23 protein-coding genes are annotated in these 22,512 nt (G+C 67.6%); 10 read left to right on the top strand and 13 right to left on the bottom strand.

The window, feature by feature from the left end; translation table 11 throughout:
• Positions 1-2: 2 nt before the first annotated feature.
• From BMY03_RS24640 to BMY03_RS24615, 6 genes are all read left to right on the top strand, one after another.
• Positions 3-854, top strand: coding sequence for a MaoC family dehydratase (locus BMY03_RS24640; protein ID WP_094012504.1), 852 nt, complete (start codon positions 3-5; stop codon positions 852-854).
• A 56-nt stretch (positions 855-910) separates the two neighbouring features.
• Positions 911-1,216, top strand: a complete 306-nt coding sequence (locus BMY03_RS24635) for a MazG-like family protein (RefSeq protein ID WP_046857688.1) — start codon at positions 911-913, stop codon at positions 1,214-1,216.
• Positions 1,213-1,962 carry a methyltransferase gene (locus BMY03_RS24630; protein ID WP_094012503.1) on the top strand — a complete coding sequence of 250 codons (750 nt, stop codon included), beginning with the start codon at positions 1,213-1,215 and terminating at the stop codon, positions 1,960-1,962. The genes BMY03_RS24635 and BMY03_RS24630 overlap by 4 nt, the downstream gene beginning before the upstream one ends.
• 20 nt (positions 1,963-1,982) lie before the next feature.
• Positions 1,983-2,615, top strand: a complete 633-nt coding sequence (locus BMY03_RS24625; RefSeq protein ID WP_094012502.1) for a DUF4136 domain-containing protein — start codon at positions 1,983-1,985, stop codon at positions 2,613-2,615.
• 19 nt (positions 2,616-2,634) lie between these two features.
• The gene (locus tag BMY03_RS24620) at positions 2,635-3,195 is read left to right on the top strand and encodes a DUF4136 domain-containing protein (RefSeq protein WP_094012501.1); all 561 of its coding nucleotides are present in this window, start codon (positions 2,635-2,637) and stop codon (positions 3,193-3,195) included.
• A gap of 149 nt (positions 3,196-3,344) precedes the next feature.
• A complete protein-coding gene (locus BMY03_RS24615) occupies positions 3,345-5,300 on the top strand; it encodes a pilus assembly protein TadG-related protein (protein ID WP_232888279.1) in 1,956 nt (651 codons plus the stop codon).
• On the opposite strand, the gene BMY03_RS24610 is transcribed toward BMY03_RS24615, so the two are convergent.
• Positions 5,285-7,921: a PAS domain-containing sensor histidine kinase gene (locus BMY03_RS24610; RefSeq protein WP_094012500.1), complete on the bottom strand. Its 2,637-nt coding sequence runs from the start codon at positions 7,919-7,921 to the stop codon at positions 5,285-5,287. The genes BMY03_RS24615 and BMY03_RS24610 overlap by 16 nt on opposite strands.
• Entirely contained in the window at positions 7,918-8,361 is a 444-nt protein-coding gene (locus BMY03_RS24605) for a TadE/TadG family type IV pilus assembly protein (RefSeq protein ID WP_094012499.1), read from the bottom strand. Before BMY03_RS24605 ends, BMY03_RS24610 begins: the two co-directional genes overlap by 4 nt.
• Positions 8,362-8,436: 75 nt before the next feature.
• Here BMY03_RS24605 and BMY03_RS24600 point away from each other — a divergent pair, with 75 nt between their 5' ends.
• Together BMY03_RS24600 and BMY03_RS24595 are read left to right on the top strand one after the other, a co-directional pair.
• Complete coding sequence (locus BMY03_RS24600; RefSeq protein ID WP_038706832.1) at positions 8,437-8,907, top strand: A24 family peptidase; 471 nt, start codon at positions 8,437-8,439, stop codon at positions 8,905-8,907.
• A 113-nt stretch (positions 8,908-9,020) separates the two neighbouring features.
• Entirely contained in the window at positions 9,021-9,803 is a 783-nt protein-coding gene (locus BMY03_RS24595; protein ID WP_376780528.1) for a response regulator, read from the top strand.
• 42 nt (positions 9,804-9,845) lie between these two features.
• Here BMY03_RS24595 and BMY03_RS24590 read toward each other — a convergent pair whose 3' ends face one another.
• From BMY03_RS24590 to cpaB, 8 genes are read right to left on the bottom strand one after another with little or no spacing between them, the layout of a single operon-like run.
• Positions 9,846-10,106 carry a DUF3613 domain-containing protein gene (locus tag BMY03_RS24590; protein ID WP_038706834.1) on the bottom strand — a complete coding sequence of 87 codons (261 nt, stop codon included), beginning with the start codon at positions 10,104-10,106 and terminating at the stop codon, positions 9,846-9,848.
• 12 nt (positions 10,107-10,118) lie between these two features.
• Positions 10,119-10,820, bottom strand: coding sequence for a tetratricopeptide repeat protein (locus BMY03_RS24585; protein ID WP_094012497.1), 702 nt, complete (start codon positions 10,818-10,820; stop codon positions 10,119-10,121).
• A 38-nt stretch (positions 10,821-10,858) separates the two neighbouring features.
• Positions 10,859-11,746 (bottom strand): type II secretion system F family protein, encoded by an 888-nt coding sequence (locus BMY03_RS24580; RefSeq protein ID WP_094012496.1) that lies wholly within the window; start codon positions 11,744-11,746, stop codon positions 10,859-10,861.
• 2 nt (positions 11,747-11,748) lie between these two features.
• Positions 11,749-12,630, bottom strand: a complete 882-nt coding sequence (locus tag BMY03_RS24575) for a type II secretion system F family protein (protein ID WP_094012495.1) — start codon at positions 12,628-12,630, stop codon at positions 11,749-11,751.
• A complete protein-coding gene (locus BMY03_RS24570; protein WP_038706838.1) occupies positions 12,627-13,883 on the bottom strand; it encodes a TadA family conjugal transfer-associated ATPase in 1,257 nt (418 codons plus the stop codon). The genes BMY03_RS24575 and BMY03_RS24570 overlap by 4 nt, the downstream gene beginning before the upstream one ends.
• Positions 13,880-15,070: a CpaE/TadZ family protein gene (locus tag BMY03_RS24565; protein WP_038706839.1), complete on the bottom strand. Its 1,191-nt coding sequence runs from the start codon at positions 15,068-15,070 to the stop codon at positions 13,880-13,882. Before BMY03_RS24565 ends, BMY03_RS24570 begins: the two co-directional genes overlap by 4 nt.
• Positions 15,067-16,359 (bottom strand): type II and III secretion system protein family protein, encoded by a 1,293-nt coding sequence (locus BMY03_RS24560; protein ID WP_094012494.1) that lies wholly within the window; start codon positions 16,357-16,359, stop codon positions 15,067-15,069. The genes BMY03_RS24565 and BMY03_RS24560 overlap by 4 nt, the downstream gene beginning before the upstream one ends.
• A 19-nt stretch (positions 16,360-16,378) precedes the next feature.
• Entirely contained in the window at positions 16,379-17,326 is a 948-nt protein-coding gene (gene cpaB / locus BMY03_RS24555) for a Flp pilus assembly protein CpaB (RefSeq protein ID WP_094012493.1), read from the bottom strand.
• A gap of 289 nt (positions 17,327-17,615) precedes the next feature.
• On the opposite strand from cpaB, the gene BMY03_RS24550 reads away from it, so the two are divergent.
• Both BMY03_RS24550 and BMY03_RS24545 read left to right on the top strand, forming a co-directional pair.
• Entirely contained in the window at positions 17,616-17,798 is a 183-nt protein-coding gene (locus BMY03_RS24550) for a Flp family type IVb pilin (protein WP_023632521.1), read from the top strand.
• 47 nt (positions 17,799-17,845) lie between these two features.
• Entirely contained in the window at positions 17,846-18,253 is a 408-nt protein-coding gene (locus BMY03_RS24545; protein ID WP_023632522.1) for a response regulator, read from the top strand.
• 90 nt (positions 18,254-18,343) lie between these two features.
• On the opposite strand, the gene BMY03_RS24540 is transcribed toward BMY03_RS24545, so the two are convergent.
• From BMY03_RS24540 to pcaG, 3 genes are all read right to left on the bottom strand, one after another.
• Positions 18,344-20,014: a ShlB/FhaC/HecB family hemolysin secretion/activation protein gene (locus tag BMY03_RS24540; protein ID WP_094012492.1), complete on the bottom strand. Its 1,671-nt coding sequence runs from the start codon at positions 20,012-20,014 to the stop codon at positions 18,344-18,346.
• A 91-nt stretch (positions 20,015-20,105) separates the two neighbouring features.
• Positions 20,106-21,659 (bottom strand): collagen-like triple helix repeat-containing protein, encoded by a 1,554-nt coding sequence (locus tag BMY03_RS24535; RefSeq protein WP_094012491.1) that lies wholly within the window; start codon positions 21,657-21,659, stop codon positions 20,106-20,108.
• Positions 21,660-21,898: 239 nt separating this feature from the next.
• Positions 21,899-22,504, bottom strand: a complete 606-nt coding sequence (gene pcaG, locus BMY03_RS24530) for a protocatechuate 3,4-dioxygenase subunit alpha (protein ID WP_094012490.1) — start codon at positions 22,502-22,504, stop codon at positions 21,899-21,901.
• Positions 22,505-22,512: the final 8 nt, after the last annotated feature.

The raw sequence follows: 22,512 nt of genomic DNA, 5'->3' as shown, positions 1-22,512 counted from the left end.
CCATGACCCGACCCTGGCACGACCTGCACAGCCCCGACTCACGCCTGAACCTCTACCTGCGCGCCCTCGGCAGACGCAAGATCCGTGGCAGCCAGTTGCCTGAGCCGGGCCTGCGCTGCTACCTGCGGGTCGATGGCACCAACCTGGCAGCCTACCGCCGGCTCTGCCACTTCGCCGATGACGGCCGCCTGCCGGGCACCTACCCGCACGTCATGGCCTTCAGCCTGCAATTGCAGTTGCTTACCGGCGACGACTTCCCCTTCCCCCTGCTCGGGCTGGTGCACCTGCACAACAGCCTGCGGGTGCTGCGCCCACTGGGCGGCATCGATGGCTTGCGCTTCGCGGTGTTCGCCGACAACCTGCAGCCCCACGAAAAGGGCGGCACCTTCGACCTGGTGACCGAGGCCGAGGACGGGCTCGGGCTGCTCTGGCGCGAGACCAGCCGCATGCTGGTGCGCGGCCTCAAGCTCGAGCAACAGGCCGCCAGCGCCACCGCGCAGACACCCGCCGCATTGCCCGAGGCCACCCGCTGGTACGCCGACAGCGACATCGGCAGGCGCTATGCCAGGGTCTGCGGCGACTACAACCCGATCCACCTGAGCCGCCTCAGCGCACGGCTGTTCGGTTTCCCCAGAGCCATCGCCCACGGCATGTGGAGCAAGGCCATGGCGCTGGCGGCGCTGCAGGGGCACCTGCCGAAAGCCGGTTATGAATTCGCGGTGGATTTCCATAAGCCGGTGCGACTGCCTTCGGAAGTAGTGCTGAGCGCCAGCGAGGCGGGTCCGGCCGGCGAGCTGCGCCTGGATGGCCACGGTGGGCTGGTGCACATGCTCGGCAGTTGGCGCGCGCTCTGATCGGGCTTGCTTTGCAAGGAACCTCGCCGGAAGCTATGCGCCACGAGGAGATCCCGATGAACCTGCAAGAACTGACCGAACGCCTGCACCGCATCCGCGACACCAACGACTGGCGGGGTTTCCACAGCCCGAAGAACCTGGCCATGGCCGCCAGCGTCGAAATGGCCGAGCTGGTGGAGATCTTCCAGTGGCTGAGCGAAGACCAGTCGCGCCAGCTGCCCGCCGACCAGCTTGCCCACGCCGGCCAGGAAGTGGGCGATATCGTCCTCTACCTGCTGCTGCTGTGCAGCGAGCTTGGCCTGGACATGAACGAGGTGGTGCGGGCCAAGCTCGCCGACAGCGAGAGGCGCTTCGCCAAATGAACGACCGTCATTTCGATGAGCTGGCCAGCCGCTTCGCCGAGAAGATCTATGGCGGCGCCAAAGGGGCGATCCGCCTGGCGGTGCTGCAGGCCGACCTGGCCGAAACCTTGCCCGACCGCCCCTTGCGGGTACTCGACATCGGTGCCGGCCTGGGCCACATGGCCCTGTGGCTGGCCCAGCGTGGCCACCAACTGACCCTCGCCGAGCCCGCCGCGCCGATGCTCGACGGTGCCCGTGCGCGCTTCGCCGAGGCCGGCCAGCAGGCGACGTTCATCCAGGCGCCCTGGCAGGACCTGCTTGGCCAGCTCACCGAGCCCTACGACCTGGTGCTGTGCCACGCGGTGCTCGAATGGCTGGCCGAACCCGAAAGCATCCTGCCGGTGCTTCATCAGCTGACCGCGCCGGGCGGCTGGCTGTCGCTGGCCTTCTACAACCGCGACGCGCTGGTCTACCGCAACCTGCTCAAGGGGCATTTCCGCAAGCTGCGGCATAACCGCCTGGCCGGCGAGAAGCAGAGCCTGACGCCACAGAAACCACTTGATCCACGCGAGCTCAAGGCGCAACTTGAGCCCATGTGGCAGGTCGAAAGCGAAAGCGGCGTGCGGGTGTTCCACGACTACATGCCCAAGGAGTTCCAGGCCAAGGCCGAGCTGCTCGACCTGCTGGAGATGGAGCTGGCGCACCGTCGCCACCCCAGCTTCGCCGGCCTGGGTCGTTACCTGCACTGGATCTGCCGGCCCCACTGACCCGCCCGCCAGGAGGATACATGCCGTACCGTCTGCTCTGCCTGGCCCTGCTCCCCCTCGCCCTGGCCGCCTGCCAGAGCAGCAACCCCTATGTCGCCAGCGGCAAGCCGCTGCCACCGGCACCGCCGCAAGCCGCCGGTACCTTCGACGCCAGCGCCTACCCCACGCCACCGCGCGACTATGGCCGGTACCGCAGCTGGAGCTGGCGCAACAGCCAGCCCCCCGGCGGCCTGGCGAACGCTACGCCGGGCCAGTTGGCCGACGCGGTAAGCAGCGCCCTCGACCAGCACGGCCTGCGCCCGGCCCACAATGCTCCTGCCGACCTGCTGGTCAGCGCCGACGTGCGCCTGGAGCGGCGCCTGCGCCAGGTACGCGACTACGACTACGATCCCTATTACGGCCCCTACCCCTATGGCAGCGTCGGCTACGGCGGCTACCGCAATGGTTATGGCGCCTATGGCAGCGTGCCGATCGTGCGCACCTACCAGGTCGAAGTGATGGTGGTGCGCATCGACCTGTTCGATGCCCGCAACGGCCAGCCGGTGTGGAGCGCCAGCGCCGAAAGCGGCAGCGACAAGGACTCGCCGCGTGAACGCGAAAGCGCCCTGCGCGAGTCGGTGAGCAAGGCGATGAGCGGCTATCCTCCCAGCTGACCCTTTACGGAGAACCATCATGTTGCGCCGTCTCGTCCTTCTGTCCTTCGCCCTGCTGCTGGCGGCCTGTTCGAGCAACAACGTGCAGCAGGACTTCGATGCCAGCCGCGACTTCGCCGCCTACCGCAGTTGGGCCTGGCAGGAGCCGGCCCTGCAATACCGTCCGGACGATCCGCGGATCAAGAGCGACCTGACCGAGCAGCGCATCCGTCAGGCGGTCGCCGGGCAACTCGACCAGCGTGGCCTGCGCCCGGTCCAGGGCAGTGCCCGGGCCGATGTGAAGGTGCGCGCCTACCTGATCGTCGAGGACCGCCAGCAGCAGATCACCACCAACTATGGCGGCGCCTGGGGTGGTTATTGGGGCGGCTACTGGGGCGGGCCGATGTACAACGAGACCCGCAGCGTCGACTACAAGGTGGCGACCATCCAGGTCGACCTGTTCGACGGGCGTGACGGCAAGCTGGTGTGGCGTGGCAGCGCCGAACAGATCATGAACAACTACCCACCCAGCCCGCAGGAGCGCAACGCGGCGATCCAGAAGACCGTGACCCAGTTGCTGAGCAACTATCCGCCACATTGAGCCCCTGATCGCGGGGCAAACCCGCTGCCCCGCCCCCGCGATGCGCCGCTGGGGCGGGGCACTTCGATCAAGGCAACTTGCTATCACCTTGACTACACTCCTTGCACTGCCGCCGCGCTGCCGGGCCCCAGGCCGGCAAAGGAGTGCCCGTGGTTCCCCGTTCCGTTGTGCGCCAACGCGGCGCGATCGGCCTGATGGCCGCGCTGACCATGGGCCTGGCCCTGGTGTTCATGCTCCTGACCGTCGACAGCGGCCGCCTCTACCTCGAACAACGCAAGCTGCAACGCATCGCCGACATGGCTGCGCTGGAAGCCGCCGAGCATGACGGCGCCTGCACCGGCAGCGGCCCGCAGGCATCCACCCTGGCCCGCACCGCCGCCACCCGCAACGGCCATTCGCCGCTCAACCCGCTGATCGCCAGCTGTGGCTACCTGCGCACCGGCAATGACAACCTGCGCACCTTCACTGCCGACAACCAGCGCAACGAGGCGATCAAGGTCGAGGTCAGCAATGTGGTGGTCACCAGCTTTGCCGGTGGCATCTACGCGCTGGTGCAGGGCGGTGCCATCGCCCGCACCACCACCCTGCGCGCCAGCGCGGTGGCCGCCAACCCTGGGCCGCCCCAGGCAATGCTGAGCATTCGCAGCACACTGCTGCAGGTCAGTTCGATGCAGTCGGCCATTCTCAACGCCCTGTTGAAGGCCATCGGCGCCAGCACCCAACTCACCGTGCTGGGCTGGCAAGGCATCGCCGATACCCAGCTCAACCTGCTCGATTACCTCGACGCACTGTCCACCGACCTGCACCTGAACCTGGGCGACTACCAGCAACTGCTGAACCTCCAGACCACCGCCGACAAGCTGCTGGACGTCGCCGTCAAGGTACTGCAGCAAAGCGGCGCCGCCGTGGAGGTGACCGGCAATCTGCTCAAACTCGCCGCGGACCTCAAAGGGCCGATCACCGTTGGACAATTACTCAACCTGCAGACCGGCACCGTCCAGGCCGGCCTGGACGCGAACGTGCAACTGCTGCAACTGGTCCAGGCCATGATTCAACTGGCGGCTAATCGGCAAGCGGTGAACGCCGAGATCCCCATCACCGTGCTGGGTCTGATCAACGGCCGCGTGTATCTGAAGGTGATCCAGCCCCCGCAGAACTCCGCCGTGGGCGACCCGCGCAGCGATGAGTTGCGCGTCCATACCGCGCAGATCCGCGCGCTGGTATCACTGGACCTGCCCCTGCTGACCGGCATCGCCGGGTTGCTCAATGCCGTGCTGGACCTGGCGGCGCCCTTGACCAACGTGCTCAACAACCTGCTCAGCCTGAACCTGCTGGGCACCGTGCAGTCGCTGACCTGCGCCCTGGGCATCCCGTGCAAGGTCAGCGACATCAAGCTGCTGGACAGCCAGGTGCACATCGACATCGGCATCGAAGTGGCCGAAGGCACCAGCCGCCTGCGCCCGGCACCACCCGACAACTACAGCTGCGCGCCCAAGAGCCTGACCACTCTCACCCAGCGCTCGGCGGCGAGGATCGCGATCGGCAAGTTCGACTCACCGGCCGAGTTCCTCAGCAATGGGCCTGACCTAGTGAAAGTGCAGGCCCTGCCGGTAATCGATATCGGCACCAATGTCTGCAGCCGCCTGCTGATCCTGCCGCCTTCCTGCGGTACACGCGTGCCCTATGCCGGCGGCGGTATCGGCCTGCGGGTGGACACCAAGCTGCTCGGCAGCAGCCCAACGGAAAAACCATTGGTCTTCGCCGGCGACCATGCCCCACGCACTATCGGCCAGGATCCGATGTTCCAGCCCATGGATAGCGACCAGGGCCAGGTGGTGGGCAGTCTGTCCGGCACGCTTGCGGGAGTACATCTGGAAGCCTACAGACCCACTGCCAACAGTGGCCTCGGCCAGGTGCTGGTGCTCACCGCCGGCCTGCTGGATGGGGTGAAGAACATCCTCGAGCCGATCATCAGGAACCTGCTCAGCCCGCTGCTCGATCCACTGGTCAACGGCTTGCTCAAGGTGCTGGGCATCGATCTGGCCAGCGCCGAGGTCGGCGCCAACCTCAGTTGCTCCAGCGGCCACGCTCAACTGGTGCAGTGAACCGGCAGCTCGATGCAGAAGCACGCGCCCCCGGGCGTATTGCTCACCGTCAGTTCGCCGCCCATCTGGCTGACGATGCCATGGCTGACCGATAGCCCCAGGCCGGTGCCGACACCAGCCGGCTTGGTGGTGAAAAAGGGTTCGAAGATCCGCTCGTGAAGCCGCGCATCGATGCCGCCGGCATTGTCCTCCACCAGCAGCCACAGCCGCTCGCCATGCAGTGCCTGGCGCACGCGAATCCAGGGCTGCGCCACCTGCTGTTCCAGCAAGGCATCGCGGGCGTTGACCATGAGGTTGATCAGCACCTGCTCCAGCTGGTCCTGATGCCCGAGCACCTGTGGCATCGCCTCGGGCGATTCCAGCTGCAGCGCCACGCCCTTGCCGCGCAGGCCCTCCTCCAGCAATGCATGGGCGCCCTGTACCGCGCACCAGGCGGCGAAGCGCTCGCGCTCGACCGTCGAACGCCGACCATACACGCGCATGTGCTCGACCAGCCGGGCCGCGCGCTCTACCTGCGCCTCGATACGACGCAACTTGTCCTCCAGGTAGGCCGGATCGGCGGCGCCGTTCTCCAGGCGTTTGAGCGCATTGACCACCGCCATGCGCATCACGTTGAGCGGCTGGTTGATCTCGTGCAGCAGGCCGGTGGCCAACTCGCCGAGGGTAGCCATCTTGGCCCCCTGCAACAGCTGCTGCTGGCTGCGCCGCACCTCGGTGTTGTCACGGCCCACGGCCTGGACCTCGAGCAGGCGGCCTTCGCCGTCGAACATGCCGCGGTCGGCCCAGACCCACCAGGCATGCTCACGGCCAGGCAACTGCAGGCAGATCTCCGCGCTGCTCACCGGTTGCTCGGGCGTCAGTGCCCGCAGGCGCTGGATGAATCCCTCGCGCTGGTCGGCGGACAACCATTGCCCCAGGTCCGCGCCCTGCAACTGCTCGGGCGTGCAACCCAGGTAATCGGCCAGCGGGCGATTGCCGAACAGCACGCTGAGGTCCGGGCGATAGCGGCAGATCATCGCCGGCGAGTCCTCCACCAGCACCCGGTAGCGTTCCTCGCTCTGGCGCATGCGCTCGGCGGCCTCGGTGGCTTCGCTGACGTCCAGCCACAGGCCGACCACCTCCAGCGGCTGACCCAAGTCGTCACGCAGCAGGCGGGCCTCGTCGAGCATCCAGTGGTAACCCCCCAGGTGGTCGCGCAGGCGATAGCGGCAACGCACCTGGCCATCGCGCAGCAGGCTGCGGGTGCGCTCCAGCCACAGCGGACGGTCGTCGGGGTGCACCGCCAGGCCCGGCTGGCGGGCGAATTCGCCGTCGGCCTCCCAACCCAGCAACGGCGCCAGGCTGGCACTGTAGAAATCGCTGTGCAGCGCGCCCTCGGCATAGCGTTGCACATAGATCACCGCGGGTGAGCGGGCAATCAGGTTCTCCAGCCGCGCCCGGGCCGCGCCAGCCTGTTGCTCCTGGGCCTTGAGGGCACTGATATCGAGCAGGAAACCGCGCAACTGGCCGCCCCGGCCCTGGCCGGCCCAATGGAACCAGCGCGGCGTCGCGAGCGGGTCACGGTCCAGCAGACGCACACCCAGGCTCAACGCCTGCCCGTCACGGGCCTGGTCCAGGGCCAGCTGCGCCGGTTCGCGGTCGGCCGGGTGCAGGCGGTCAAGCCACTGGGCCTGGCCGACCCGGCTGTCGAAACCAAGGGCTGCGGCCAGGGCCGGGTCCAACTGCAGGTCGCCGTGCGCCGGCCACTCCCACCACCCCGCGCCCAACTGCTGCTGCAGGTCGTCGAGGTGATGGGCCTGGTGCTGCAGTTGCTGGCGGCGATGCCGTACCAGCAGCGGCTCGGTCAGGCTGCGCACCAGGGCCATGGCCATGTCGACCGCAGGCACCTGGCGCGCCCCGGCGCACAACATCCAGGCCTCGGCCTCCAGCCCTTGCCGGTAGGGCACCAGGAACAGCGAGGCGCCTCCGCACAGGGCGAGCAGATCAGGGTCGTCGCGCACCTCGATCAGGGTCTGGGTCGGCCACTGGTCCAGCCTGTCCCGCAACCGACGATCATCGGGCCAGGGCCAGGCATCATCGCTGCTGGCAAAGTGGCGCCAGCCGCCAGGCTCGCGCAGCACCAGGCGCAGCGCGGCGGCCTGCCAGTGTTCAGTCAGGCTACGCAACTGCTCGCGCACCGTCTGCGCCAGGCGCTCGGCGCCGCATTCGCGCAGGGCATGGCCGATCTCTCCGAGCAGCGGTCGCTGGCGATCCCAGCGCTGTTCGCGGAGCAGGTCGCCGATATCGAACAGTTGCAGCATCCAGCCCTGCTCGTGGCGTTGCAGCCAGCCACGGGTGTGCAGGGCGTGGCCCATGACCGTATGGAAATCCAAGTCCAGTGGCTGCCCCTGCCAGTCTGCGGGATGGCCTTCGAGCACCAGCCAACTGTGTCGCTCCAGGTAGTCGTGCACCCGTGCGCCAGCCTGGCCGGGCAATGCCAGCAAGCTGCGCAGCGGGCCGGCCAGGCGCAGCACCCGCGCCTGGTCGTCGAGCCACAGTTGCAGGCCGACGGCGGGTGTCGCCTCGGGCGCCTGGGCAGGAGCCGGCGCGGCGAACCAGCGGTCGAACAGACCGCCACTCACAGTTGCAGGCTCGCCTGGGCCTGCAGCCGCGCGGGCAGCTTGGGCACATCACCGATCACCGGCAGCAGCAGGGTCGGCAAGACCCGATTGAGGCGTTCGCGGGGATAGTCGATCACCACCGTCAGCACCTTGTCCGTGCCTACGGTGACCCGGGTATCGGTGTTCACATTGAAGCCCAGCGCATTGGGCATCCACGCCAGTTGCTGGCCGATCACCTGGCGGGCCAGCCCCTGCACATCCAGCTCGTAGGTCTGGCTGCTCGGGTCCACGGCCACGCAACGGCGCACCGCTTCGCTGCTGGCCTGGTTGAACGACTGCAGCATGAGCATTGGCAAGGCGTAGCAGACCAGGCCGTAGAACACCGCGAAAAACACCATGAATACCGCGACAAACTCGATGGCAGCCGCGCCTTTTTGTTGTCCCGCCGGGCCTGCTTTCATGTTCGCGTCTACCCTGACTGTGAGACCTGTCTGAAAGCATAGAACCGTTCAACGAATAGGGATGGCATTTTGCCAATGCAAAGCATTGTTCTCCTGCTGTGGCTTGCCTTGTGCACCGAACAAGATGTCCGTGAACGACAAATCTCCAACGCCCTGACCCTGGGCGTCGCGGCGTGCGCCCTGGCCTGGCTGTTCGCCACCGGACGCAGCTGGATCGGCGCCGACGCCAGCGAGGCCGGCTGGGGCCTGGCCATCGTCATGCTGCTGACCCTGCCCGGCTACATGCTCGGCCGCTTCGGCGCCGGCGACGTGAAACTGATGGGCGCCCTGGCGCTGGCCACCAGCCCGCAGTACGTGCTCGGCACCTTCATCGGCGCCGGGGTCACCGTCCTGGCCTGGATGTTCGGCCGCCGGCGCCTGTGGACCCTGCTCAACCCCAAGGTGAAGAAGCGCCTGCAGGCGCTGGCCGAACAGGTCGGCGACAAGCAGCCCTTTGCCCCCTACGTGCTCGCTGGCTTCCTGCTGACAGCGGTATGGATCCAATAAACGACCGAAGGGTCGGATTCTGGAGTAGGACCGATGTACATAACGGCAAAGTGCGACTACTTTTCTAACTGCCAGAGCGTCTGGCCCGGGAGCAGGGCCGATACAACAGGGAGTTGATCGTGAACAAACCCGTCAGTGAGGTGAAAGTGCTGGTGGTCGACGACCAGCCAGTGATCGTCGAAGAGTTGTGCGAATTCCTCGAAAGCGAGGGCTACCGTTGTGTCCCCGCCCACTCCACCGGCCAGGGCATCGACTGCTTCAAGGCGGACGAAACCATCGGCCTGATCCTGTGTGACCTGCACATGCCCGAACGCGATGGCATCGAACTGGTGCGCACGTTGAAGCAGCTCGCCGGGCCGCAGCGCATGTTCGAGGCGATCATGTTGACCGGCCGCGCCGACAAGCAGGACGTGATCCGCGCCCTGCGCGAGGGTTTTGCGGACTACTACCAGAAACCCATGGACCTGGACGAACTGCTCGAAGGCGTGCGCCGCCAGGAAACCGCGCTGCTGGAGCGGCGGCGCAACTTCCGCGAACTGGGCAGCCTCAACCAGCGCCTGCAGGAGCTGGCCGAGTCCATCGACGACCTCTACCAGGACCTGGAAAAAGCCCGCGGCCAGGGCGCCCATCGGCGCGCCGGCGATAGCGAGGAAGGCGAGCCGGAGTTGCCGGCGGCGTTCGAGAAGCTGTCACCGCGGCAACTGGAAGTCGCCCGCCTGGTGAGCAAGGGCAAGACCAACTACCAGATCGCCTGCGAACTGGGCATCACCGAAAACACGGTGAAGCTGTACGTGTCCCAGGTGCTGCGCCTGACCCACATGCACAACCGCACGCAACTGGCGCTGGCGCTGACCCCACGCTCTTCGCCAGTGCATCAGCGCTTTACCACCCATTGAATGCCTTGATTCTGATCGCGGGGCCAGGCCGCGATCAGGCACTCAATTGTTCGACGAACTGATCTTGGTCCAGCGGTAGAAATCCGGGATCGGATACTTGTAGCTGTCCAGCCAGCGCTGCATGGCCTGGTCGCGCTCCTTGTCGGTCTGCACCTGGCGCACGCTGGAGGCCTGGCGGTTGCTCGCCTGCACCTGCAACAGGGCTTCGGTGGCGGTCTGCGGGCGCGGCTGGCGCGGCGGGTCCTCGGCCAGCGCCGACAGTGGCGCGGCCAGGCAGGCGAGGACGATCCAGGGCTTGAACATGTTCACCTCCGCTCAGTTGATGGCCGCAGCCGGGGATTCGGTGGCGGCCAGCGGGCCACGCCCGTTGGCAAGAATGCGCTGCGCCCGGGCCTGGGCCTCGGCGAACTGCTCGGGCTTCAGGTGCAGGCGATTGACCAGGTCCTCCGCCTGGCGCCAGTTGTCCTGCACCAGTGACAGGGTCACCAGGTTGACGGCCGGCAGCGGGTTATCGTCCTTGAGCTCGATGGCGGTCAGAAACTCGAAACGCGCCTGTTCGTGATTGCCCAGGTTCATCTGCACCACGCCCAGGTCGTTGCGCACCTTCTCGTCGGTGGGCGCCAGCCGCGCCGCCCGTTGCAGGTTGCGCAGGGCCTGGGTGTCGTCGCCACGGGCCGAGGCCAGTTGCCCCAGGCCGTGCTCGCCTTCGGCGGCCAGGCAGCCGCCGAGCAGGCTGCGGTAAAGCGGTTCGGCCTCGGGGCGCCCGAGCAGGCGCAGCACCTTGGCCTTGCGCAGACGCACCTGCTCGAGCTGCTCGGGCAACTGCTCCAGGTGGGCCAGCCCGGCGTGCGGTCGGCCTTCGCTGATCATCTGGTCGGCCATGTCCAGGCTCAACTGCTGGTCGGCGTCGGGCTTGCCACAGGTACCGCCGCCCAGCAGGCGCGCCAGGCCTTCGGGGGGCTGCCCGGCGCAGCCGCCGAGCAGCAGCAGGCTGATGAACGTCAGGATGGCTTTCATTGCGCGTCTCCCCTATCAATGCCCGAATGTTCCGGCGCTCATGAGCCCAAGGCCCGCGCCAGGGCGGAAAACCCCGGCCCGGCCAGGACAATGAGCAGGGCCGGGAACAGAAACACCATCATCACCGCCGACATCTTCGCCGACATCTTCGACACTCGCTCCTGCAGGCCGGTCAGGCGGCGGTCGTCGAGCAGTTCCTTGAGTGCCAGAAGCGACTTCATCGAGCCACTGCCCTGCACCAGCAGTTGCTGGAGGATGACGCAGGTGTCGATGAACTCGTCCACCGCCAGCAGGCGCGCGGTCTTTTCCAGCTCCGGGCCCAGGGCCAGGCCGGAATCGACCCGCTGCAACACCAGGCGCAACTCGTCGCTGATGTTCGGCACCAGGCTGCGGCCTTCCAGGGCCAGCACGCGCAGAGCCTGCTCCACCGCCAGCCCGGTTTCGAAGAGGATGCGCAGCAACGGGATGAGCAGGCTCACCTCCTCGGCGATCCGCCGCTGGCGCCGGGCCGCCGCCACGACCAGCAGGCGCTTGGGCAACAGGTAGCCCGCGCCCAGCGCACAAAGCAACAGCACTCCCCAGTGCCCACGGTTTTCCCCGGGCAGGCCATGGGCCAACAGCAGCGCCATGCCCACTGCCAGCACCGGCAAGCCCAATTGCACGGCGGCGAACAGTGCGCGTTGCCGGCTGCGTCGCCAGCCCAGGCGGTCGAGCAGCGCCTGGGTCTCGCCGTCCAGCCGTTGCAGGCGCCGCCCCCACGGGCTGCTGCCCAGCCACTGCAACCAGTCGCCGAGGCGCTCGTCGCGGTCCAGCCGCCCCTGCAGGCGCCGCGCCACGCGCTGGCGAGCGCGCCACTGGCCGATGGCCTGCGCGGCCAGCAGGGCGAACGCGGCGAACAGGCACAGGGCGCTGAGCATCAGGGCCATGGTCACAGGCTCCTCATCATGCGCCACAGCACCAGGCAGCCGACCGCCTGCATGACAAAAGCGAACAGCAGCATCATCTGGCCGCTGGCATCACGCCACATGGCCAGCAGGTAGGTGGGGTTGGCGAACAGGAAGTAGCCGACCATCACCAGCGGCAGCGCGCCGAGGATCCACGCGGTGATGCGGGTCTCGCCGGTCATGGCGCGCAGTTGCCGGTCGCCCTGCTCGTGTTCGCGGATCAGCTTGATCAGGTTCTCCATCAGTTCGCTGGCGTTGCCGCCGTGGCGCTGGTTGATGCGCAATCCCAGGGCGAACATGCGCAGCTCGGCCTGGCCGTAGAGTTCGGCGAATTCGCTGACGGCATCCTCCAGCGGCACACCGAGCTGCACGTTGCGCCGCACCCGCAACATTGCCGAGCGCAACGGCTCGCGGGTGCTGTCGACGCCGCCGAGCACCGCCTCGTTGAGGGTGCGTCCGGCCTTGAGGCTGCGCACGCTGTAGTCGAGCAGGCCGGGCAATTGCTGGACGATCTGCTGCAGGCGACGCCGGCAGCGCCAACTCAGATACAGGTGGCCGAGCAAAGGGAGGCCCGCCAGCACCATCAGCGCCGCCACCCAGCCGGCCAGCAGGCCGGCGAGCAGGGCCAGCGCCAGCCAGCCCAGCAGCCAGGGGCGCGGGGAAAAATCGGCATGGGCAAGGCCGGCACGCTGCAGCAACGGGTCGAGCCAGTCACGCCGGGCCGTACCGCTGCGCACGACACGGTAGGCCCGGCCCAGGCGTTCGAGGATGCGTTCCTCGCCGCGCTTGTACAGGCCGAGACGCCAGAGCAGCAAGGCCATGCCCAGGCACAGGGGCGACAGCGCCAGCAGCAGCGGGCCCATCACAGCACCCCTTCGTGGCGCAGCTTGCCGCCGGCGGGGTTCGGCGCCTCGCGCAGAAAGCCCTCGCCACTGCGCCGGTCCAGGCGGAACAAGGTGTTGGTGACATACACGTCGTCACGCACCCCGACCACCTCGAGCACCTCGCTGACGCAGCGCCGACCATCGGCCAGGCGGGTCAGCTGGATCACCACGTCCAGCGCGGCGCAGATCATCTGCCGCAGGGTCTTCTCGGCAATCTGCCGCCCCGTCAGGCCGACCAGGGTCTCCAGGCGCAGCAGGGCGTCCTGGGCGGTGTTGGCGTGCACCGTGCTCATCGAACCGTCGTGGCCAGTGTTCATCGCGGTCATCACGTCGAGCACTTCGGCGCCGCGGATCTCGCCGAGGATGATGCGGTCGGGGCGCATGCGCAGGGCATTGCGGATCAGCTCGCTGGCCTTGATCTCGCCGTGGCCCTCGGCATTCGGCGGGCGGGTTTCCAGGCGCACCACGTGCGGATGGTGCAGCTGCAGTTCGGCCACGTCCTCGATGGTCACCAGGCGCTCCTGGGGCGCGATCATCTGGCTGAGGATGTTGAGCAGGGTGGTCTTGCCGGTGCCGGTGCCGCCACTGACCAGGATGTTGCAGCGCCGGCCCACGGCGCGTTCGAGGAAGTCGTAGATGGGCTGGTCGATGGCCCGGGTGGCCAGCAGGTCGGCGCTCTTGAGCATGTCCTGGCGGAACTTGCGGATCGACAGGCACGGCCCGTCCAGGGCCACCGGCGGGATGATCGCGTTGACCCGGCTGCCATCGGGCATGCGCGCATCGACCATCGGCGACGACTCGTCCAGGCGCCGACCAAGGGGCGCGAGGATGCGCTGCATGACCCGCTCGACATGGTGCGCATCGATGAAGCGCAGGTCGGTCTGCTGCAGCAGGCCGGAGCGTTCGACGAACACCCGGTACGGGCCGTTGACCAGGATCTCGGTGACGCTCGGGTCGCGCAGCAGCACCTCCAACGGTCCATAACCGGTGAGCTCGTCGACGATCTCCTCGGCCAGGCGCTCCATCTCGTAGCGCGACAGGGCCAGGCGCAGGCGCGCGACATAGTCGCCCACCTGCTCGAGGACGAACTGCGCCAGCACCGGCCGCGCGCCCTCCAGCAGGTTGCGGCCGCTGTCCTCGATGGCATCGATCACGTGCCGGTGCAAGGCGCGCTTGAGCGCCTGCGGGTCACTGGCCGCGTGACGGGGCCCGCCAAAGGGTTCTTCGCTGATCATCGGTTGCCCCACAGCCGGCGCAGCCAGGTCTGGCCCGGCGGCGAAAGGTTCTCCGAGCGCCGCGCCAGGCGCTCGCCCAGACCGCGCAGGGCCTGGGTAAGGCTTTCACGCGGGGCCAGTTCGAACAGGCTCAGGCCCTGGTTCTTGGCGTTCAGGCGCACTTCCGGGCTGTACGGCATGACCTTGAGCAAGGGCAGCCCGTAGCGCTTGGCCAGGGCCTCGGCATCCGGCGCCACCTGGCGCAGGTAGCGGTCCACCAGCAGGCTGGCGTGCTCGAGCTTGATGCCACGGTCGCGCCACTGCTCGAGCACGTCGAGGTTGCGCCGGCAGTCGAGGATGTTCTGGTCGGTGTAGACGATCAACTTGTCGCAGTGGCTGACCAGGGTCCGCAGCGCCTCGCTGTCGGCCTGCCCGGTGAGGTTCACGACGATGTGCTGGAAGTGCTGGCGCAGGGCGCCGAGGAGCATGTGCAGCTCGGCGGCGCTGGACTGTTGCAGGGCCTCGTCGCTGTCGGCATAGGCGAGGATGCGCAGGCCGCCCTTGTCGCGGGTGAAGGCGCTGTCGATCAGGGTGGCGTCGAGCCGGCGCAGGTGGCGCAGGGCATCGCCGAAATGGAACGACGCCTCCAGGCCAAGCAAAGCCAGGCTGTCGCCACGGGGCAGGCCGAGGTCGAGCAGCAGGGTCTGCTGCCCGCTCTCCTGTACCACCCGCGCCAGGTGGGTGGTGAGCAGCGCGCCGTCGGCGCCGCGCTGGGCGCCATAGAGCACGGTGAGCCCGCCCAGGCTGGGGTTGCTGGTGGCCGTCGGCAAGCGTTTGCCCAGGCGCCGCACCAGCCCCGCCACCTCGCTGGCGCGCGAGCCGTAGGCGACGAAGTCACGGGCGCCGGCGCGCATGGCGTGCAGCACCAGCTGGTTATCCATACCGTCGCCGAGGGCGACGATGGCCAGCATCGGCTTGGCTTCCAGCAGGCCCTCGATCAACGCGCACTGGCCAATCAGCTGTTCGCGGTCCAGGCCGATGAACACCAGGTTGCTGAAGGTCATGTCGACCAGCGCCAGCAACTCGTCGAGGTTCGCACTGCTGGCGCCGATCACCTGCCCAAGCGGCGCCAACGCGCCCTGCAGCCAGTGCAGGTCTTCGTCGTTGCGGGTCAGGGCCAGGTAGGTCTGGTTCAGGCTTTCGCTCATTGGGACAACCCGCCACGGCCTTCGAAGTTGCCGTTTTCCATGAAGAACAGGCGGCCCCAGCTGGGGTCGTAGGTGCGCAGCGCCTCGCCCGGCAGCTCCGGCAGGCGCGCATTGACGGCCAACGGCTGGACCAGGTGCGGGGTGACGATCATCAGCAGCTCGGTCTCTTCGCGGTTCAGTGCCGACTGGCGGAAGAACGCGCCGATGATCGGCAGGTTGCCCAGGCCCGGCATCTTGTCCACGGCCGAACGCACGTTGCTGCTGATCAGCCCGCTGATGATGAAGCTCTCGCCATCGGCCAGCGAAATGCTGGTGTCGGTGCGGCGCACGCTCAGGCCCGGCACCTGGGTACCGGCAATGACCACCGCGTTGTTGTAGTCGAGCTCGCTGACCTCGGGCGCCACCTTGAGGGTGATGCGGTTGCGGCTGACCACGGTCGGGGTCAGCGCCAGCCGCACGCCGAACTCCTTGTACTCGATCGACACGTTGTCGCTGCCGCTGCTGGGCACCGGTATGGGGATCTCGCCACCGGCCAGGAAGCTCGCGGTCAGGCCGCTGAGCACGGTCAGGCTGGGGCGGGCCAGGGTGTAGGCGAAGCCGCTGTTCTCCAAGGCGTTGATCATCGCCAGGAAGCGGCTGCTGCCGCCGCCCCAGACGATGTTGAAGACGTCGTTGTCGAGCGGGATGCCGGGCCGCACATCGGCGTAGGTCACCGGGTTGGTGCCGGTGGCAACGCCCGGCACGTAGCCGGGGCGCACCACGGTGTTGGGCACGGTATTGGGCGAGCCGATCAGGCTGTTGTTCGAGCCCTTGAAGAACAACCGCGCGCCGGCCTCCTTGTATTTCAGGCGGCGCACTTCAACGAAGCGAATATCGGCCTGCACCTGCACGGGCAGGTCCTCCTGGGCCGTGGGCAGTTGCGCGGCCTCTGCCATGTCGGCGCTGGCCCGGCCCTTGACGAACAGCATGGCCCGATGCGGCTGGGCAGCGCAGTCGGTCCACAGCATGAGGCTGGTGGTGCCCTGCCCCACTGCCGTGAGCAGCACGGCCCGCGCGCCGCTGGGCTGGACATCGGCCACCTTGGGCTCGCCGACCGCCGCCCGAGTGATGGCCACCGGCAGGCGCAGTTCCTGCTGCAGACCCTGGTCCATCTCGATGACCGAGGGCAGTTGGCCGAAGGCCGCGCAACCCTTCGCGGCCGCCTGCGCCGTCGGTGCGAGCAGGGTCAGGGCCAGCAGCGTCGGGGCCAGCCAGTTGCCTCGTGGAGTAACACGCAAAGAACTACGCATGGATCGCATCCTTGCCGGTTCAGGGAGTCTTGTTGTTGTCGCCGTTCTGCGCGCCGCGGATAATCTGCATGGTCGGCGCGCCAGCCGCCGCGGCCGCCGCCTGGCTGGCCAGGGGCACCTGGGACAGCTGGCTGAAGCGATAGAGGTTGCGGTTGGCCGTTTCCACCTGCGCACTGGCGTCCTGGCCGGACCAGTACCCCGCCAGCAGCGGTTCGTCGGCACTGCGCACTGCCAGGCGCAGGGTGCCGGCCTGGGCCGCCAGCATCAGCCGGCTGGCCAGGGCCTCGGGCACCGCCAGCCCCACGGTGCGCGCCGGATTGCCACCGATGGTCTGCTGGTCTCGCCGGGCCTTGAGCTCTTCGGCGGTCTGGGCCGGGCGCCCATCGTTGGCCAGGCCCGTCTGCTGGTCGACACTCAGCACACGCAAGGCCGGCAGCACTACCTGGGCTGAAGATTGCGGGTTGTTGTTTTCTTCACGCAGGAACAGCAGCACGTCGACATAATCGCCTGGGCGCAGTTGCCCGGCGGCACCGATCACATCGTCGATGGCCACAGCGACCGCCCGTTCGTGGGCGCGAATCATCCGCGCCAGGGGGCCGCCGGCCTGGAAGCTCGACTCGTCCAGCCAACTGCCCGCAGCAAGGGGGCGGGTGCTGCTGCGCCCGAGCACTTGGTCAAGTTGCTGGAAAGCACCAGCCGGCACCACCTGCAGGCGCTCGAGGAGCACATCCTCTTCGCTCAAGGGCGTGTTGGCCGCGACCGCCCTGCGCAGGACCACGATGGGCGAGCGTGGGGGTTCCGGGGGCGCGGCGGGTACGGCAGCGGCCGGGATGGCGGCCTCGCTGGGTGGGGTGAGAGGGGCCGGCGCAGGCTCGGGCGGACGGCTAAGACGAAGGCCCCAGTACCCCGCGAGCAGGGCCGCGAGCAGGAACAGGCCGGCGAGGATCATGGTCAGGCGACTGCTCATCTGCGCTCTCCCTTACGCCCGGGACCAATGATGGCAAAAAGTAACTATTTCGCTATTGGACGGTAGCTGAGGCGCAATCTTTCGCCATTACCTGTGCTGGTTTTTTCGAGCCACGAAATTGACGCACCGACAAAACAAAAACTTAGCGCCGCCAATTCCAACCAATACTTTTGGATTAATGCTTTTTTACATTTGCAGGCCGCCACGGCTTGGCGATGCTCTGATGGCAAAGGGGTATCACTTATCAAGCCCCTCCGACCGGCGCCCATCGAGCGCAAGGAGACGTGCCATGCTGCTGCAACAGATCCTCCTCCACGTGAAGACCTTCCTCCTGCGCAAGGATGGCGCCTCCGGTATCGAATACGCGGTGATCGCGGCCATGGTCGCGGTGGTGCTGGCTGGCTTCGTCACCCCCATTTCGGGCGAAGTGTCGGAGATCATGACCAAGATCCAGACCGCGATCACCCAGTGACCGCACCGCGCCAGCGAGACGTGTAGTCCAACCGCCCGGAGCCAAGCATGCCGACCTCTTCCTTGCGTCAACAGATCCTGCTGGTGGACGACGAGGAGGAGGCCTTGCTGGAGCTGGCCGAGCTGCTGGAAAACGAAGGTTTCTGTTGTCACACCGCCACTTCGGTCAGGTCTGCCTTGCAACAGCTGACCCGCCATCCCGATGTGGCCCTGGTGATCACCGACCTGCGCATGCCCGAGGAGAGCGGCCTGGGCCTGGTCCAGCGCCTACGTGACCACACCGCCCGCCAGCACTTGCCGGTAATCGTCATGTCCGGGCATGCCGACATGGACGACGTCAGCGACCTGTTGCGGCTGCAGGTACTCGACCTGTTTCGCAAGCCGATCTATCACGCCCGCTTGCTCGAGACGCTGGAGAACCTGTTTCCCAAACCGTTGATGCAGGCGGTGAAATAACGCCGGAGTCGGCACCGTACAACGCCCTTACAGAAGGCGCCGCTGACGCGGCGCATCGCCGGCTTGCCGGCGATGAGGGGCACGGCCCCCTTACAATTGATAACTGAAACTCAGGTTCAGCCGTGGCCGCCGGTTGAAGCTGTCCAGCGCCATGTCCGACATCGGCTTGGCCACCTCCAGCGCAATGTTGTAGTAGCGCATATCGCCAAAGCGCAGCCCCAGCGCCGCCGACGACATCTTCGAGTCGCGCACGTCCAGCGCGTTGAACCAGGCCCGCGCGGTGTCGAGCGCCACGTACGGCTGCACGACCTTGAGCCAGCCAGCGTCGCGCCGGAAGCTGTAGTTGAGCTCGTAGGCCAACCCCCAGCCCTTGTCTCCGGAGCCCTGGTCGCTGGGGTAGCCGCGCCCGAAGTTCTGCCCGCCGAACACCGCCCGCTCGCTGTCGGGCAGGCTGTCGTTGCTCCAGTAGGCCGCCGCCGATGCCACGCCCTGCCAGTTGTCGCTGAAGTTGTCGCTCTGCACGCCCGAGACCCGCAGGCGCAGGAAGTCCAGGTCGTAGTCGGCATTGGTGTTGGCGCCAAGGCGGTCGAGCCCCTGATAGACCCCGGCACTGAGGATACGCAGGCGGCGCGCATCAGCCTTGCGCCAGTCGCCTTCGAAGGACAGAGCGCGGATATCGGTCTCGCTGTCCAGGCGCAGGGGGAAACCCACCACCTGGTAATCGATGCGGTCGTTGACCACGTAGAAGCGCCCGACCACCTCTAGCCATTCACTGGGCGAGGCGATCAGCGATTGGCTGATGCCCACCGAGTAGCGTTCGTTCTCGCGGTGCTGGGTCAGGTCGATGCCGTTGTCCAGACGAATACGCGCCTTAGGGTCGCTGCGGTAGCGCGAAGCCGACAACAACAGCTTCGAGCCTTCGGCATCGAGGAACTGGCTGTAGTCGAGGCGGTAGTAATGCTCCTTGTCCTCGCCAGGCGGTACCAGCACGCTGGCGCTCAACTGTTCGGCAAAGCGGGTCTGCGCGTTGCTGCTGGCACCCAGCAGTGCCTGCAGGTCGTCGCGGCTGCCGTCGTTGAGGCTCAAGGTGGTGGTGACCGGCTTGCGCGAAACCTGGGCGAGCAGGCGGGTCGCGCCGTCGGTGGTCGCCGGCGGCGGCACCTGGGCCTGGAACGTCACCCCGGGGATGCGCCCGGCCAGGCTGGTATAGCGCTCGAAGCTTTCGCGGGTCAGCGGACGCTCGGCCTTGAGCCGGTCCAGCAGTTGCACCAGGTAGGCCCGCGCCGCGCCAATGTCGCCCTCGATGTGATAGTCGTGGATGTAGCCTTCCACCAGCACCACCCGCACCCGGCCATCGGCGAAGTCCTGGGGCGGCAGGTAGGCGTATGACAGCAGGTAACCGTCCTGCTGGTAGCGTTGGGTCAGGCGGCGGGTGATCTCGATCAGCTCGGCGAGCGTGACCTCGCGCCCGATCACCGGCTGGTAATGCTCGCGCAGGTCGCTCAGGGGGTAGACGGTGCCGCCTTCGAAACGCACCTTGCGCACCGCCACCCGGGTGTTCATCAGCAACGGTGGTTGCCGCGTGGTGTCCACGCTGGGCACGCGCAAGCCGGGCTGGTCGGGCCGGTAGGCATCCACCGGCAGGTTGGGCGTGGGCAGGCGGCGTTCGGTCTCGTTGCTGTTGAGGAAGCTCGGCAGGGGTTCGCCCCGGGCCAGGCAGGCTGCGGACAGGCCCAGCATCGTCAGCAGCAATCGGCGCATTCGGACACTCCATGATCCACGAGTTGCGGGGTGACCGACCGGCGAACGGCGCGCCGGTCGGTCTCACTCACCTTGAGCGTAGCCCGTGGCGTCAGCGCTGCCCGCCTGCCAGAGCCCCTGACACACCATTGAGCGCACCACCAAGACCACCGGCGGGCGCGCCGCCGTTGACCAAGGTGCCCGGCTGGCCGAGCGTTGTACCGACCGCGGTCACCGTCGCGCCAACCTGGCTGACAACCGGGTTGCCTGTGGTACCGGCCAGCTGCGTGCCGGCAGAGCCCACCGCGCCACCGACCTGGTTCAACAGCCCCGCCACGGGGGCGCCGACGCCGGTGCTGGCGCCAACTTGCTGTGTCACGCTGGAGACACCAGTGACCACCGGGTTGAGGCCGCTGCCCACCTGCTGGGTCAACGCCGCGACCGGCGCCCCGGCAACGCTGTTGGCCACGCCGTTGCCACCGAGCACAGTGCCCAGGCTGGCGACGGTATTGCCCGTCTGCACCGAAGTGCCGCCAATACCACTCACGGTCGGGCTGGTGGTGCTCGCCGTCAGCCCATTGCCGGCACCGGCCACCACGCCGCCGACGGTTTCCAGCAGGCCGCTGCGTGGGCCTCCGGTGGCAGGGGCCAGCCCGCTCGCCGTGCTGACCGTGGTGCCGGTATTGGCCACCGCCTGGCCGAGCGTGTTGCTCAAGGGGTTGCCGTTGCCGGCCCCCGCCAGTTGCTGGCCGGCCTGGTTCAAGGCACCACCGGTCTGGTTCAGCGCCTGGTTCAGCGGCCCGGCGAGCCCGGTCTGCCGCGTGGCATTGGCCGCCGTGTTTTCCACCAGCGAGACCACCGGCACCAAGGCATCGCTCACGCCTTGGGTCGCCCCGGCGAGCGGGCCGCTGGTGCCGACCGGCGACAGGGTGTCGCCGAGCATGGTCACCGCCTGGCCGACCCGGTCGACGCCTTGACCGGCCCCGGCAACCAGTTGGTTGACCACCGGCACCTGCTCGACCGGCCCGTTGCTGGCCAGCCCGGCCACGCCCTGGCCAAGGCCGGAGACGCCGCCGCCCAGGTCGGCGGTGGCCGCACCGACCACGCCGACCGTGGTGCCCACGGCATTGTTGCCGGTACCCAATTGCCCCAGGCCCTCGCTCAGGCCACCGCCGACGCTGTTCACGGCGTTGCCGGCGGAGGACACCAGCGTGCCCACGCCACCGCTCAACGAGGTATTGCCGGCAATGGGCAGCGCACCGATCACCTGGCCGAGATTGCTCACGCCGTCACCGACCCCGGACACAGTATTGCCCAATTGATCGACCACCTGGCCGGTGACCAGCGCGGTGGGTGTGCTACCACCGCCCGTGCCGCCGTCACCGCCACCAGGCGTGCTGCCGCCGCCAGTGCCTCCACCGCCGCCGCCGCCACCGGTACCGGCGCTGCCATCACCCGGGGACGTGGTGCCACCGCTACCGCCTCCACCACTGCCGCCCGTGCCATCGCCCCCGCCGCCACCGGCTCCGGCACCCGCGCCGCCGTCGGACGACGAACCATCGACCTCGCTGTGATGCCCGCCGCCGCCGCTGCTGCAACCGGCAAGGCCCAGACTCACGGCCATCGTCAGCGCCGTTGCCGCCTTGATCCACGCTTGAGTGTTCATGGAAGGACTCCCGCTGCTAAGTGTTTTGCTCACAACAGCAGTGAAAGCGCATGGCGCCGAATCGGGTAGCTCACAACTTGGTGTTAGTACCTGTGGCAGGGGCAATGAGGGCCGGAAAACAAGAAGAATTTCAGTGGCTTGACGACGCGCGCAGGGATGCGCCACAAAAGGATTAGTCGTAACTCATTAGTACAAGCGGCAAGCCCTGCCAGTGTTGCCGGGCTTGCCGACCGGGGGCGTCAGAAGTCGAAGAACACTGTCTCCCCGTCGCCCTGGATACGAATGTCGAAGCGGTACGCCGTCTTGCCGTCCACTTCGCAGCGCCTGGCAATCAAGGTCTCGCGCCGCTGCGGCTGTTCGATCAGGTTCAGCACCGGGCACCTGGCGTTCGCCTCGGCTTCGTCATCGAAATACAGCCGGGTATGCAGGTGGATATTGATGCCCCGGGCAAACAGGCTGAGGTTGATGTGCGGCGCCATCGGCACGCCCGCGGCGTTGTTCACCACCCCCGGCTTGACCGTGTGCAGGGTCCACTCGCCGGCATCGAAGGTGGTCGCGGTGCGGCCAAAGCTGTTGAAGGCGTTCTCGAGGTGGTACTCGTCCTGATAGCGGCCCTCGGCGTCCGCCTGCCACACCTCCAGGAACGAGTCGCGCACCAGGTGGCCATTGCCGTCGTACACCTGGCCGATCAGCAATATGTGCTCGCCCGGTGCATCGGGCCGGGCCAGGCGGTTGCAGATTTCATGGTCACGGGTCGGGTTGCCGGCCGCTTCCAGGGCAAGGCCGATATGCACATAGGGGCCGGCGGTCTGCGAAGGGGTTTCCGGCAGCAGTTCGATAGGCATGACGGGGC

Source organism: Pseudomonas soli, assembly GCF_900110655.1.
Taxonomy (GTDB): Bacteria; Pseudomonadota; Gammaproteobacteria; order Pseudomonadales; family Pseudomonadaceae; genus Aquipseudomonas; species Aquipseudomonas soli.
Note: the sequence above shows the minus strand (reverse complement) of the source record. Positions and strands in the feature narration are given on the sequence as shown.